The following is a 13,897-nucleotide window of genomic DNA, read 5'->3' on the forward strand; positions in this document are numbered from 1 at the left end:
GATCGCGGACCTGCCGCCGGGCCTCGCCGCGCCCGCCAAGAAGGACCTCGCCCAGCAGCTCGTGGCGAGCGCGGAGAACTCGACGCTGAACTGGCGCGGCCAGTACGGCTACATCGAGGACATAGACCGCCACCGTCACGACCAGCGCGTCGAGCCGGTCCTGCGGCTGTCCCGCCGCCAGCGACGCGATCCGGCCCCGCTGCTCCCCCGTCACCATCCCGGCGACGGCCAGCGCCTCCGGCCACAGCCCCTCCCCCGACGCCGACCCGATCAGCGACGCGAGCCGCTCGGCACCCATCAGCTCGATGATCTGCCCGAGCCGCTCCGGCACGTCGATCAGGAATCCCGTCCGCAGCACCGCCGCGTCATCCACCTGCGGCAGGATCCGCCGCAGCGCGGAGTCCCGCAGATGCCCGACGAACCGGCCCATCGTCAGATGGTCGCCCCGCTCGGCCAGCGCCACCGCGATGCGTACGACAAGACCCTCGTCGAGCCGGTCGACGATCCCCTGGATCCGGCGGGGATCCAGGTGTCCGCACGACTCCGCGGTGAAGGCCACCGGCAGCTTCTCGATGATGTCGGCGGCCCGCGCCGGTTCGAGGCGCCCGGCGACCCCCGCGGCGAGCCGCGGCCCCAGCGCCTTCTGCGAGATGGCGGCCGCCACCCCGGCGGGCACCAGCTTGGTCGCCGACGCGATCCGGTCGAGCATCTCCGGCGTCCCGTCGAAGAGCGCCGCCACGCACTGCGTACGGAAGCGACGTACGTCATCGACGGGCAGCGCCTGGAGGTAGCCGAGCCCGTCCGGCTCGACGTCCAGCAGGCGGGCGATCTTCAGGACCTCGGCCCTGCCGCGCAACGTGTCCATGCTGACTCCTCTGGCTGACTCCTCTATCGGGAGAGGATCCGGCTCTATCGGAAGAGAATCCGGCGGACGGGCCCTCGCGCCAGGGCCGGCACCAGTTTCAGCGCCTCCTCGGCGGCCTCGTTGAGACCGGCGGCCCGGCTCTCCCGCTCCCGCTTCAGCGCGTCGGCCAGTGACTCCAGCTGCCCGGAGGTCAACTGCCCGAAGGATTCCGCCGGTTCGTCCCGCAGCTCCCCGCTCAACCGCTGCCGTGCCTCACCGCTCATATCGCCTCCCACGACCGGGTCCGGCTCATGAGGCTGACGCGCGATTGACTATTAGTCAATAGACCGGGATCCGGAAGACGCGCTACCGCGAAAGCGCACGTAATCTTGGCCGAATGAAACGTGCTGGTCTCCTCCTTCTCGCCGTCGCCCCGGTCGCCACGGTCGCCGTCTATTTCCTCGGCGGCGACTCGGACAGCACCGGCTCCGGGGCCGACCGGAAGGCTCCGAGCACCCAGCGGCCGTACGACGAGGACAAGTCCGCGGCGGAGATCAGGGCCGACGACGAGCTGATCGCGGACCTGCCGCCGGGCCTCGCCGCGCCCGCCAAGAAGGACCTCGCCCAGCAGCTCGTGGCGAGCGCGGAGAACTCGACGCTGAACTGGCGCGGCCAGTACGGCTACATCGAGGACATAGACGACGGGCACGGCTACACGGCGGGCGTCATCGGCTTCTGCACCGGTACGCACGACCTGCTCACGCTCGTCGAGCGCTACACGAAGGACCACCCGGACAACGGCCTGGCCCGCTATCTGCCCGCCCTGCGCAAGGTCGACGGCACGGACTCGCACGAGGGCCTCGGCCCCGGCTTCACCAAGGCCTGGAAGGCGGAGGCCGCCAAGCCCGCCTTCCGTAAGGCGCAGGACAGCGCCCGCGACCGCAGCTACTTCGACCCGGCGGTGCGCCTGGCCAAGCTCGACGGGCTCGGCACGCTCGGCCAGTTCATCTACTACGACGCGATGGTCCTGCACGGCCCGGGCACCGGACCGCGCGGCTTCTACGGCCTGCGCGAGGCGGCGCTGAAGGAGGCGGACACCCCGTCGCAGGGCGGCAAGGAGAAGGCGTACCTGGACATCTTCCTGGACATCCGCCGCAAGGCGATGAAGTCCGAGAAGGCCCACCGCGACACGACCCGCGTGGACACGGCACAGCGGCAGTTCCTCTACGACGGGAACCTTGGCCTGAAGACACCGCTGGAGTGGAAGGTGTACGGGGAGACGTTCAAGGTTCCGTAACCCTGAACGCCCCCGGGGGAAGGCCGTTCAGCCCTTGACGGCTCCTGCCGCCAGGCCCGATCCCAGCTTCCGGTGCACGATCACGAAGAAGATCATCACCGGCACGGTGACCAGTGTGGAGCTGGCCATGACGGGCCCCCAGGCCGTGGAGTTCTCACCGAAGAACTGGTAGATCCCCACGGCGGCGGTGTACTTGTCGCTGCCCTTCATGAAGGTGTACGCGAAGACGAACTCGTTCCACGCCGTGATGAAGGCGAAGATCGACGTGGCGACGAGACCGGGCGCGACCAGCGGCAGCAGCACCGACCGGAACATCCGCCACCAGGAAGCTCCGTCGATGTACGCCGCTTCCTCGACCTCCTTCGGCACGGTCTGGACGAAGCCGCGCAGGGTCCAGATCGCGAAGGGCAGCGAGAGCGCGACGTAGACGATGGTCAGGCCGAGCAGCGAGTTGAGCATCTCGTAATCACGCATCTGGATGAAGAGCGGGATCACCAGCGCCTCGAGCGGCACCATCTGCACGATCAGAACCATGATCAGTACGGAGGTGCGGAAGCGGAACTTGAAGCGGGCCACGGCGACGGCGGCGAAGAGCGAGAGCACTCCGGCCGCCAGGATCGTGCCGAACCCGACGATCGCCGAGTTCAGCAGATACGTACCGAAGTTGCCCTTCTCGAAGACGTAGCTGAAGTGCTCGAGGCTGAGGCCGCTCGGCAGGACGTCCGAGCCACGGGTGATGGCCTTCGGGTCCAGTGCCGTGGAGATCATCCAGTACACGGGGAAGAGCGTGAAGACGAGGAGCGCGGCGACCGCGACGGGCAGACCGATGCGCCCCGCAAGAGTGGTGCGGCGGGCTGTCACAGGTCCTCATCTCCCTGCCGGAACAGCGTACGGATATAGACGATGGTGATGACGAGGAGCAGAAGCGTGAGCAGTACGGCCGCTGCCGCGCCCGTCCCGTAGTCGTTCTTGGCGAAGGCCTGGATGTACGAGAAGACGCCGAGGTTGTAGACCTCCTCGTTGGAGCCGTCGCCGCCGGGCATCAGATAGATCTGGGTGAAGACCTTGAAGTCCCAGATGGTGGAGAGGATGGTCACCACCAGGAAGACCGGCTTGATCGTCGGCAGGGTGATCTTCCAGAACCGCTGCCAGGCGTTGGCGCCGTCCAACTCCCCCGCTTCGTAGAGCTCTTTGGGGATCGTCATCAGTCCGGCGAGGACGGTGATGGCGACGAACGGGAAGCCGTGGTGGACGACGTTCAGGGTCGCGATCGCGTAGAACGGCCCGCGTTCGGTGAACCAGTTGGTGGTCTCGGGGTCGATGAGCCCCATCGAGCCCGCGATCTGGCTGACCATGCCGTCCTGCGGCTGGAAGAGCCAGATCCAGACGTACGTCCCGGTGACGGCGGGCATCGCCCAGGCGGCGAGGATCGCGATGGAGCAGATCAGCCGCCACACCGGACCCAGGCGGTTGAGCAGCAGCGCGACGAGGGTGCCGATGGCGACGGTGAGACCGACGCAGGCGATCGCGAAGAACGCGGTGTTGGGAAGGACCGTCTTCCACAGCAGTTCGCTGCCGAGCAGGTCGGAGTAGTGCTCGAAGCCGACATACGTGCCCACTCCGCCGCCGAACTTGACGACGTAGTCCTGCAGCGAGAGCTTGCCGACCTGGATCAGCGGCCAGAGCAGCAGACCCGCGAGGACGATGAGGGACGGTGCGAGAAGCAGCCACGGCCGGGTGAGATTGACCAGTTTCTTCTTGCGCAGGGCCGCTTCGTGTTCCGGGCGGGGGGCGGCGGGGCGACGGACCGCGGTGCCTTCCTTCGGCCCGTCGCCGACAAACGTGTCTTTCACAGTGCCGACTCGCCCTCGCCTACTTGTCCTTGGCGAAGATCGCGTCCATGTCCTTGGCCGCCTTGTCCGCCGCATCCTGGACGGAGGACTTGCCGGTCAGGATGGACTGCACCATGCCGGGGATGACCTTGGAGGCCTGGATCTCGCCGTACGCCTTGGTCTTGGGGACGGTCGCGCCGGCCTCCAGCATCTGCTGGGCGAACGGCTCGACGAGCGGGTCCTTCTTGGCCTCGATCTTCTTCAGCTCGGAGTTCTGACCGGGGAAGTAGTTGGTCTCCGCAGCCCACTTGGCCGCGAAGTCACCCGTGGTCAGCATCTTCACGAACTCCCAGGCGAGGTCCTTCTTGTCCGTGTCGAACGTGGACAGGTAGGAGCCGCCGAGGAAGGACTTGCTCATGCCGCCGGTCTGGCCGGGAATCGGCACGGCGGCGAGCTTGCCCTTGAGGTCCGGGTTCGCGTCGACGATGGCCTTCGGGGTCCAGTTGCCGCCGACGGCCATGGAGATCTGCCCCTTGTTCCAGGCGTCACCGACCTCCTTCTCGGTCCAGGTGTTGACCTTGGCGGGAGAGACCTTGTCCTTGGTGGCGAGCCCGGTATAGAACTCGATGCCCTTCACGGCTTCCGGGGAGTTGATCCCGGACTTCCACTTGCCGCCCGACTCGGTGGCGAGTTCGCCTCCGGCGCCCCAGATGAAGGGAGCGGCGAACATCTCGGCACCACCGGCGACCGGGAAGGGAATCATCCCCGGCTCCTTCTCCTTCAGCGTCTTGGCGGCAGCCTGAAGCTCCTTCCAAGTGGTCGGGGCGTTCAGCTTGTGCTTCTCGAAGATGTCCTTGCGGTAGACGATGGAGCGCACACCGGCGTACCAGGGCATGCCGTACTGCTTGCCGTCGAGCGTTCCGGCGTCCTTGAGCCCTTCGACGAGATCGTCGTTGAGCCCCGACTTCTTCACGTCGTCGGTCACGTCGACGAGCGCGCCGGTCTCGGCGAACTGCGGCACCCAGGTCGTACCGACCTCGGCGACATCCGGGACCTGGTCCTCGCCGCCTTCGATTGCGGTGGTGAACTTCTTCTGCGCGGTGGCCCACTGCTGGTACTCGACGTGGATCTTGGCGCCGGTCTTCTTCTGGAAGGCCTTCTCGGCGTCCTTGAAGAAGGGCCTGGCGTCGGGGTTGGTCCCCTCCATGATCCATACGGTGAGGGTCTTGCCCTTGCCGTCGGTGGCCTTGTCGCCGCTGTCGCTCCCGTCATCGCCGCCGCATGCCGTCGCGGTCAGTCCGAGCGTCATGGCGATACCTGCCGCGATGACCCGTCGCTTCATGCCGGCCCCCTCATGGGTTCGTGCTTGGTCCTGCACCGATCCGTTTGTGGGAGCGATTGTGACCACTGGGCCCTGGCGCGGTCTAGACCCATTCGGCTAGCGGGGCCGAAACGTGATTTGCGTTGCAAGGGGCGGAAACGCCACGACGCCCGCCCAAGTCCGGTCGGGGACAAGGCGGGCGTCGCTCAGTTCCGTACGCCGTTGTACGGGACGTATGAGGGGTCGTACGAACAAGCCGTACGGGTCAGACCATCAGCGAACGGTCCGTCGGGCGGATCGGGGCCGGGAGATCGCTCGCCCCGGTGAGGAAGTTGTCCACGCCACGAGCCGCCGAGCGGCCCTCGGCGATCGCCCAGACGATGAGCGACTGGCCGCGCCCCGCGTCACCGGCGACGAAGACACCCGGCACATTCGTCTGGAACTCGGCGTCACGGGCGACGTTGCCCCGCTCGTCGAGGTCCAGGGAGAACTGGTCCACCAGGCCGTTCTCGCGGTCCGTGCCCGTGAAGCCCATGGCGAGGGTGACCAGCTGGGCCGGGATCTTGCGCTCCGTGCCCGGCTTCTGGGTCAGCTTGCCGTCGATGAACTCGACCTCGATGAGGTGCAGGAACTGGACGTTGCCGTCCTCGTCGCCCTCGAAGTGGGTCGTCGAGACGGAGTAGACCCGCTCGCCGCCCTCCTCGTGGGCCGAAGTGACCTTGTAGAGCATGGGGAAGGTCGGCCACGGCATGCTCGCCGGGCGGTCCTCGCCCGGACGGGGCATGATCTCCAGCTGCGTGACCGAAGCCGCGCCCTGGCGGTGGGCGGTACCCACGCAGTCCGCGCCGGTGTCGCCGCCGCCGATGACGACGACGTGCTTGCCCTCGGCGGAGACGGGCGTGGTGACGTAGTCGCCCTCCTGGACCTTGTTGGCCAGGGGGAGGTACTCCATCGCCTGGTAGACGCCCTTGAGCTCACGGCCGGGGACGGGCAGGTCGCGGGCGGTCGTGGCACCCGCGGCGATGACCACAGCGTCGTACCGCTTGCGCAGCTTCGCCGCGTCGATGTCGCGGCCGATCTCCACGCCCGTACGGAACTTGGTGCCCTCCGCGCGCATCTGCTCGATGCGGCGGTTGATGTGGCGCTTCTCCATCTTGAACTCGGGGATGCCGTAGCGGAGGAGGCCGCCGATGCGGTCGGCCCGCTCGTAGACGGCGACCGTGTGACCGGCCCGCGTCAGCTGCTGCGCGGCGGCGAGACCCGCGGGGCCCGACCCGATGACCGCGACCGTCTTGCCCGACAGCCGCTCCGGCGCCTGCGGGACGACATCGCCCGTGTCCCACGCCTTGTCGATGATCGAGACTTCGACGTTCTTGATGGTGACGGCGGGCTGGTTGATGCCGAGCACGCACGCCGACTCGCAGGGCGCCGGGCACAGGCGGCCCGTGAACTCCGGGAAGTTGTTCGTGGCGTGCAGTCGCTCCTGCGCGGCCTGCCAGTCCTCGCGGTACGCGTAGTCGTTCCACTCCGGGATCAGGTTCCCGAGCGGGCAGCCGTTGTGGCAGAACGGGATGCCGCAGTCCATGCAGCGCGACGCCTGCTTGGAGATGATCGGGAGGAGGGAGCCCGGAACGTAGACCTCGTTCCAGTCCTGGACGCGCTCGCCGACCGGGCGGGTCTGCGCGACCTCGCGGCCATGGTTCAGAAAGCCCTTGGGATCAGCCATTGGTCGCCGCCTCCATCATCTTCTCGGTGATCTCGGTCTCGGAGAGACCGGCTCGCTCGGCGGCGTCCTTGGCGGCGAGCACTGCCTTGTACGTGCTGGGGATGATCTTGCTGAAGCGCTCCACCGAGACGGACCACTCGGCGAGCAGCTTCTCGGCGACCGTGGATCCCGTCTCCTCCGCGTGGCGGCGCACGACGTCGTGCAGCCACTGCTTGTCGGCGTCATCCAGAGCCTCGACGGCGCCCACGTTGCCCGAGTTGACGTTGTCCCGGTCGAGGTCGATGACGTACGCGACACCACCCGACATACCGGCCGCGAAGTTACGGCCCGTCTCGCCGAGGACCACCGCGTTGCCGCCGGTCATGTACTCGCAGCCGTGGTCGCCCACGCCCTCGGACACGACCGTCGCGCCGGAGTTGCGGACGCAGAAGCGTTCGCCGGTGCGGCCGCGCAGGAAGAGCTCGCCGCCCGTCGCGCCGTACGCGATGGTGTTGCCGGCGATCGTCGAGTACTCGGCGAGGTGGTCGGCGCCGCGGTCCGGGCGGACCACGATGCGGCCGCCGGACAGGCCCTTGCCGACGTAGTCGTTGGCGTCGCCCTCCAGGCGCAGGGTCACACCGCGCGGCACGAACGCGCCGAACGACTGACCGGCGGACCCGGTGAAGGTGATGTCGATGGTGTCGTCCGGCAGACCGGCCCCACCGAACTTCTTCGTCACCTCGTGGCCGAGCATGGTGCCGACCGTGCGGTTGATGTTGCGGATCGCGACCTGGGCGCGGACCGGCTGTGCGTCCGTCGCGCTCGGGGCGGCGAGCGCGTCGGCCGCCAGCTTGATGAGCTCGTTGTCGAGCGCCTTCTCCAGACCGTGGTCCTGGACCGTGATCTGGTGGCGGACCGCGCCGTCGGGCAGCGCGGGCACGTGGAAGAGCGGCTCCAGGTCGAGGCCCTGCGCCTTCCAGTGGTCCACGGCCCGCTCGGTGTCGAGGAGTTCGGCGTGACCGACGGCCTCCTCGATGGTGCGGAAGCCCAGCTCGGCGAGGATCTCGCGGACCTCTTCGGCGATGAACTCGAAGAAGTTGACGATGTACTCGGCCTTGCCGGAGAAGCGCTCGCGCAGCGCCGGGTTCTGCGTGGCGATGCCGACCGGGCAGGTGTCCAGGTGGCAGACGCGCATCATGACGCAGCCGGAGACGACGAGCGGCGCGGTCGCGAAACCGAACTCCTCGGCGCCGAGCAGCGCGGCGATGACGACGTCACGGCCGGTCTTCAGCTGGCCGTCGGTCTGGACGACGATGCGGTCGCGCAGGCCGTTGAGGAGGAGGGTCTGCTGGGTCTCGGCCAGGCCGAGCTCCCAGGGGCCGCCCGCGTGCTTCAGCGAGGTGAGCGGCGATGCGCCCGTGCCGCCGTCGTGGCCGGAGATCAGGACGACGTCCGCGTGGGCCTTCGACACACCCGCGGCCACGGTACCGACGCCGACCTCGGAGACCAGCTTCACGTGAATCCGCGCCTGCGGGTTCGCGTTCTTCAGGTCGTGGATCAGCTGGGCCAGGTCCTCGATGGAGTAGATGTCGTGGTGCGGCGGCGGAGAGATCAGGCCCACGCCGGGGGTGCTGTGCCGGGTCTTGGCGACCCACGGGTACACCTTGTGTCCTGGCAGCTGGCCGCCCTCGCCGGGCTTGGCGCCCTGGGCCATCTTGATCTGGATGTCGTCGGCGTTGACCAGGTACTCGGAGGTCACACCGAAGCGGCCGGACGCGACCTGCTTGATGGAGGAGCGGCGCGCCGGGTCGTACAGGCGGTCCGGGTCCTCGCCGCCCTCACCGGTGTTGGACTTGCCGCCCAGCTGGTTCATGGCGATGGCGAGGGTCTCGTGCGCCTCGCGGGAGATCGAGCCGTACGACATGGCGCCGGTCGAGAACCGCTTGACGATCTCGGAGGCCGACTCGACCTCGTCGATGGAGATCGAGGGGCGGTCCGACTTCAGGTTGAACAGGCCGCGCAGCGTCATCAGGCGCTCGGACTGCTCGTTCACGCGGTCCGTGTACTTCTTGAAGATGTCGTAGCGGCGGCCCCGCGTGGAGTGCTGCAGGCGGAAGACCGTCTCCGGGTCGAAGAGGTGCGGCTCGCCCTCGCGGCGCCACTGGTACTCACCGCCGATGTCGAGCGCGCGGTGCGCCGAGGGGACGCCGGACGCCGGGTACGCCTTGGCGTGCCGGGCGGCGACCTCCTTGGCGACGACGTCGAGTCCCGCGCCGCCGATCTTCGTCGTCGTACCGCTGAAGTACCGCTCCACGAAGGCCGCTTCGAGACCGACGGCCTCGAAGACCTGGGCGCCGCGGTAGGAGGCGACGGTGGAGATGCCCATCTTGGACATGACCTTCAGGACGCCCTTGCCGAGCGCGTAGATCAGGTTGCGGATGGCCTGCTCGGCCTCGATGCCCGGCAGGAAGGTGCCCGCGCGGACGAGGTCCTCGACGGACTCCATCGCCAGGTACGGGTTGACCGCGGCGGCGCCGTAGCCGATGAGGAGGGCCACGTGGTGGACCTCGCGGACGTCGCCCGCCTCGACGAGCAGGCCCACCTGGGTGCGCTGCTTCGTGCGGATGAGGTGGTGGTGGACGGCCGCGGTGAGCAGCAGCGAGGGGATCGGCGCGTGCTCGGCGTCGGAGTGCCGGTCGGAGAGCACGATCAGGCGGGCGCCGGCCTCGATGGCGGCGTCGGCCTCCGAGCAGATCTCGTCGATGCGGGCGGCGAGAGCGTCGCCACCGCCGCTGACGCGGTAGAGGCCGGAGAGCGTCGCGGCCTTCATGCCGGGCATGTCGCCGTCGGCGTTGATGTGGATGAGCTTGGCCAGCTCGTCGTTGTCGATCACCGGGAACGGCAGCGTGACACTGCGGCAGGTCGCGGCGGTCGGCTCCAGGATGTTGCCCTGCGGACCGAGCGAGGAGTGCAGCGAGGTGACGAGCTCTTCACGGATGGCGTCGAGCGGCGGGTTCGTGACCTGCGCGAACAGCTGCGTGAAGTAGTCGAAGATCAGCCGCGGGCGCTCGGAGAGTGCCGCGATCGGGGTGTCCGTGCCCATGGAGCCGAGCGGCTCGCCGCCGGTCTTGGCCATCGGCGCGAGGATGATGCGCAGCTCTTCCTCGGTGTAGCCGAAGGTCTGCTGGCGGCGCGTGACGGAGGCGTGCGTGTGCACGATGTGCTCGCGCTCGGGCAGGTCGGAGAGCTCGATCTCGCCGGCTTCCAGCCACTCCTGGTACGGGGCCTCGGCGGCGAGGGCGGCCTTGATCTCGTCGTCCTCGACGATGCGGTGCTCGGCGGTGTCGACGAGGAACATCTTGCCGGGCTGCAGGCGGCCCTTGCGGACGACCTTGGCGGGGTCGATGTCGAGGACGCCGACCTCGGAGCCGAGGACGACGAGGCCGTCGTCGGTGACCCAGTAGCGGCCGGGGCGCAGACCGTTGCGGTCGAGGACCGCGCCGACCTGGGTGCCGTCGGTGAAGGTGACGCAGGCCGGGCCGTCCCAGGGCTCCATCATCGTGGAGTGGTACTGGTAGAAGGCGCGCCGTGCCGGGTCCATCGAGCCGTGGTTCTCCCACGCCTCGGGGATCATCATCAGGACGGAGTGCGGCAGCGAACGCCCACCGAGGTGGATCAGTTCGAGCACCTCGTCGAAGGACGCCGAGTCGGAGGCGTCCGGCGTACAGATCGGGAAGACGCGGTCCAGCTTCTCGGTACCGAAGAGCTCAGAGGCGAGCTGCGACTCGCGCGCCCGCATCCAGTTCCGGTTGCCCTTGACCGTGTTGATCTCGCCGTTGTGCGCGACGAAGCGGTACGGGTGGGCCAGCGGCCAGCTCGGGAACGTGTTCGTCGAGAAGCGCGAGTGGACGAGCGCGACGGCCGAGGCGAAACGGCGGTCGGACAGGTCGGGGAAGAAGGGCTCGAGCTGGCCGGTGGTCAGCATGCCCTTGTAGACGATCGTGCGGGCGGAGAGCGAGGGGAAGTACGTCCCCGCCTCCCGCTCGGCGCGCTTGCGCAGCACGAACGCCTTGCGGTCGAGCTCGAGGCCGGTGCTCTCGCCGTCGGCCACGAAGATCTGCCGGAAGACCGGCATCGTCGAGCGGGCGGTGGCACCGAGCAGCTCGGGGGCGACGGGAACCTCGCGCCAGCCGAGGACGGTCAGGCCCTCCTCGGAGGCGATCGTCTCGATCTGTGAGACGGCCTCGTCCGCTTCGGAGACGGGCAGGAAGGCGATGCCGACGGCGTACGCACCGGCCTCGGGGAGCGCGAAGCCGGTGGCCTCGCGCAGGAAGGCGTCCGGTACCTGGAGCAGGACGCCGGCGCCGTCGCCGGAGTCCGGCTCGGAGCCGGTGGCGCCACGGTGTTCGAGATTGCGCAGTACGGTCAGCGCCTGTTCGACCAGCTCATGGCTGGCTACACCGGTGAGGGTGGCCACGAACCCGACACCACAGGCATCGCGTTCGTTACGGGGGTCGTACATGCCCTGAGGGGCGGGGCGACCATCCATGGGCGACCAGGCGTTGTGCGTACGCATGGGCTCTCCCGTCGTCGTCGTGGCATAGGCAGAGCGAGGGACGACGTTGGCCCAGGCAAAATTTCGTGCAGGTTACATGATGGAGCGCTTCTCGGAAAGCGGATAGCTCATTCCACCATGTGGACACCGCTCGGAAATGTGGAGAGCGGCAGGAAAGGGGCCCCTACGGACAGATCCATGGCCGTGAACCCAGAACGACACAGGCCTCATTGCCCGCAGCGCTTACGGCTCATGCCCGGTGGTTAAGGAATCGAAACCGCCGAGTAACGGCTACTTATACAGGACCCTGCATAGGACTGCATCGACTCATCCTACGGCGGTACCGAACAAGCCGCCCAGGGCGTACGTCACACCCGCCGCCGCCCCGCCGAGCGCGAGCTGCCGCAGACCGCTGAACCACCAGGAGCGCGCGGTCACCTTCGCGACCACGGCACCGCAGGCGAAGAGCCCGATGAGCGCGAGCAGCACGGCGGGCCAGAGCGAGGTCGCGCCGAGCAGATACGGCAGTACGGGAAGCAGGGCACCGAGCGCGAAGGCGCCGAACGAGGAGACCGCGGCGACGGCCGGCGAGGGAAGATCGCCCGGGTCGATGCCGAGCTCCTCACGGGCGTGGATCTCCAGGGCCTGCTCGGGGTCCTGGGAAAGCTGCCGGGCGACCTCGCGGGCCAGCTCCGGTTCGACGCCGCGCGACGCGTACAGCTCGGCGAGCTCCCTCTCCTCGTCCTTGGGGTGCTTGCGCAACTCCCGGCGCTCCACGTCGAGTTCGGCCTCGACGAGCTCGCGTTGCGAGGCGACGGAGGTGTACTCGCCCGCGGCCATGGAGAAGGCACCGGCGGCGAGTCCCGCGAGGCCGGTGACGACGATGGTCTGCTGCGCGACGGAGCCGCCCGCGACGCCGGTCATCAGGGCCAGGTTGGACACCAGGCCGTCCATCGCGCCGAACACGGCCGGGCGCAGCCAGCCACCGTTCACGTCACGGTGGGTGTGGTTGTCGCGGTGCGCCTCGTGCAGCGTCGCTTCGGTCTCGATGATCGCCATGGTGTGGACCCCCTCAATACTTGGACGAGTTCGAAAGTACGCGCGAAAAATCACTCCCGCCAGCAAGGAAGGCCGTACTTACCTGCGAAAACGCGCCTCCGGCAGGGTGCGCGGAGGGGCTCTCCGGCGAGCGAAGGAGTGATCTGAGCCCTCGGATGCTCGTGTGAGCGCCCCGGTGTGGCAGGGATGCACCAAGCACCGCATCCAGCGGTTCGCGCACCATCCGCGCACCATCTGCGCAACAGGGAGGCACGGCATGGCATCCACCGCATGCGTTCCCTCGGCCCCGACGCCCGGCGGCGCCGACGACCTCCGTGAACGGGCGCGCGGCGCGCTGCTCGGCCTGGCGGTCGGCGACGCGCTCGGCGCACCCGCGGAGAACATGAAACCGTCCGAGATCCGGGCCCGTTGGGGCCGTATCACCGGTTACGTCGCCGAACATCCGGCGGGCACGGACGACACCGAGTACGCGATCTTCTCCGGCCTTCTGCTCGCCCGGCACGGCTCGGCGCTGACCGTCGCGCATGTCGAGGCCGCCTGGCACGAATGGATCGCGGACCTGGACGAAGGCCCGTTCCGGGGCGCGGGCTTCAGCGAGCGCGGCACGCTGGAGAACCTGCGGCGCGGTCTCGCCGCCCCGATCTCCGCCCAGCACCGGCACGCCTGGAGCGACGGCCTCGCGATGCGGGCCGCGCCGTTCGGGGTCTTCGCCGCGGGCCGGCCCGCCGAGGCGGCCCGCCTCGTCGCGATCGACGGCTCGGTCAGCCATGACGGGGAGGGCATCTACGGCGGGCAGGCCGTGGCGGCGGGGGTCGCGGCCGCGATGGGCGGCGCCTCGGTGGACTCCGTGGTGGCCGCCGCGCTGTCCGTCATCCCGGAGGACTGCTGGACGTCGCGCTCGCTGCGGCGGGCGGTGGCGGTGGCGCACCGCGGGGAACGCGCCGTCCGCTCCGCGGTGGTGATCGGGGGCTACCCCTGGACCGACCTCGCTCCGGAGGCGGTGGGCCTCGCCTTCGGCGCGTACGCCTCGGCGGCGGGCCGGTTCCGGGGGGCGGTGCTGACGGCGGTCAACATGGGGCGGGACGCGGATACGACTGCCGCGGTGGCCGGAGCGTTGTCCGGGGCGTCCTGCGGGGTTTCCTCGATCCCCCTGCCGTGGGGGGCGGCGATCGGCGCTGCGCGCGGCAGTTGCCTGCCCTCGATGCGGGGGCATCACGTGCTGGACGTGGCGGAGTTGCTGGTCCCCGACGGGGAGGCACTGTGAGCAGCCCTTCCACCCCTGTC

Annotated in this window: 9 protein-coding genes and 1 pseudogene; 3 read left to right on the plus strand and 7 right to left on the minus strand. The window is 68.9% G+C overall.

Annotated features, from left to right (window positions below; translation table 11 throughout):
* Positions 1 to 124, plus strand: a pseudogene (locus E2651_RS32585) (chitosanase); the annotation flags it as partial.
* 785 nt (positions 125 to 909) lie between these two features.
* Here E2651_RS32585 and E2651_RS32595 read toward each other — a convergent pair.
* On the minus strand, positions 910 to 1,128 hold the full coding sequence (locus E2651_RS32595) for a hypothetical protein (RefSeq protein ID WP_135334864.1): 219 nt from the start codon (positions 1,126 to 1,128) through the stop codon (positions 910 to 912).
* Between the two features lie 113 nt (positions 1,129 to 1,241).
* Here E2651_RS32595 and E2651_RS32600 point away from each other — a divergent pair, with 113 nt between their 5' ends.
* Entirely contained in the window at positions 1,242 to 2,141 is a 900-nt protein-coding gene (locus tag E2651_RS32600) for a chitosanase (RefSeq protein WP_135334865.1), read from the plus strand.
* A 27-nt stretch (positions 2,142 to 2,168) separates the two neighbouring features.
* Here the strand turns inward: E2651_RS32600 and E2651_RS32605 are convergent, their stop codons facing one another.
* The 6 genes from E2651_RS32605 to E2651_RS32630 form a co-directional block, all read right to left on the minus strand.
* Complete coding sequence (locus tag E2651_RS32605) at positions 2,169 to 3,002, minus strand: carbohydrate ABC transporter permease (RefSeq protein ID WP_135334866.1); 834 nt, start codon at positions 3,000 to 3,002, stop codon at positions 2,169 to 2,171.
* Positions 2,999 to 3,994 carry a sugar ABC transporter permease gene (locus tag E2651_RS32610; protein ID WP_245239373.1) on the minus strand — a complete coding sequence of 332 codons (996 nt, stop codon included), beginning with the start codon at positions 3,992 to 3,994 and terminating at the stop codon, positions 2,999 to 3,001. Before E2651_RS32610 ends, E2651_RS32605 begins: the two co-directional genes overlap by 4 nt.
* 19 nt (positions 3,995 to 4,013) lie before the next feature.
* Entirely contained in the window at positions 4,014 to 5,315 is a 1,302-nt protein-coding gene (locus E2651_RS32615; RefSeq protein ID WP_135334868.1) for a sugar ABC transporter substrate-binding protein, read from the minus strand.
* A 244-nt stretch (positions 5,316 to 5,559) separates the two neighbouring features.
* Positions 5,560 to 7,020, minus strand: coding sequence for a glutamate synthase subunit beta (locus E2651_RS32620; RefSeq protein WP_135334869.1), 1,461 nt, complete (start codon positions 7,018 to 7,020; stop codon positions 5,560 to 5,562).
* The gene (gene gltB / locus E2651_RS32625; RefSeq protein ID WP_135334870.1) at positions 7,013 to 11,575 is read right to left on the minus strand and encodes a glutamate synthase large subunit; all 4,563 of its coding nucleotides are present in this window, start codon (positions 11,573 to 11,575) and stop codon (positions 7,013 to 7,015) included. The genes E2651_RS32620 and gltB overlap by 8 nt, the downstream gene beginning before the upstream one ends.
* A 306-nt stretch (positions 11,576 to 11,881) precedes the next feature.
* Positions 11,882 to 12,613: a VIT1/CCC1 transporter family protein gene (locus tag E2651_RS32630; protein ID WP_135334871.1), complete on the minus strand. Its 732-nt coding sequence runs from the start codon at positions 12,611 to 12,613 to the stop codon at positions 11,882 to 11,884.
* 256 nt (positions 12,614 to 12,869) lie between these two features.
* Between E2651_RS32630 and E2651_RS32635 the strand changes: the two genes are divergently transcribed.
* Positions 12,870 to 13,877, plus strand: coding sequence for an ADP-ribosylglycohydrolase family protein (locus E2651_RS32635; protein ID WP_135334872.1), 1,008 nt, complete (start codon positions 12,870 to 12,872; stop codon positions 13,875 to 13,877).
* The last annotated feature ends 20 nt before the right edge of the window (positions 13,878 to 13,897 follow it).

It is taken from the genome of Streptomyces sp. MZ04 (assembly GCF_004684775.1).
Lineage (GTDB): Bacteria > Actinomycetota > Actinomycetes > Streptomycetales > Streptomycetaceae > Streptomyces.

What these genes read in the sequence shown, in the direction of transcription:
- E2651_RS32630 (WP_135334871.1), bottom strand. Translation starts at nt 12,613, where the DNA reads ATGGCGATCATCGAGACCGAAGCGACGCTGCACGAGGCGCACCGCGAC.
- E2651_RS32615 (WP_135334868.1), bottom strand. Translation starts at nt 5,315, where the DNA reads ATGAAGCGACGGGTCATCGCGGCAGGTATCGCCATGACGCTCGGACTG.
- E2651_RS32635 (WP_135334872.1), top strand. Translation starts at nt 12,870, where the DNA reads ATGGCATCCACCGCATGCGTTCCCTCGGCCCCGACGCCCGGCGGCGCC.
- E2651_RS32600 (WP_135334865.1), top strand. Translation starts at nt 1,242, where the DNA reads ATGAAACGTGCTGGTCTCCTCCTTCTCGCCGTCGCCCCGGTCGCCACG.
- gltB (WP_135334870.1), bottom strand. Translation starts at nt 11,575, where the DNA reads ATGCGTACGCACAACGCCTGGTCGCCCATGGATGGTCGCCCCGCCCCT.
- E2651_RS32620 (WP_135334869.1), bottom strand. Translation starts at nt 7,020, where the DNA reads ATGGCTGATCCCAAGGGCTTTCTGAACCATGGCCGCGAGGTCGCGCAG.
- E2651_RS32595 (WP_135334864.1), bottom strand. Translation starts at nt 1,128, where the DNA reads ATGAGCGGTGAGGCACGGCAGCGGTTGAGCGGGGAGCTGCGGGACGAA.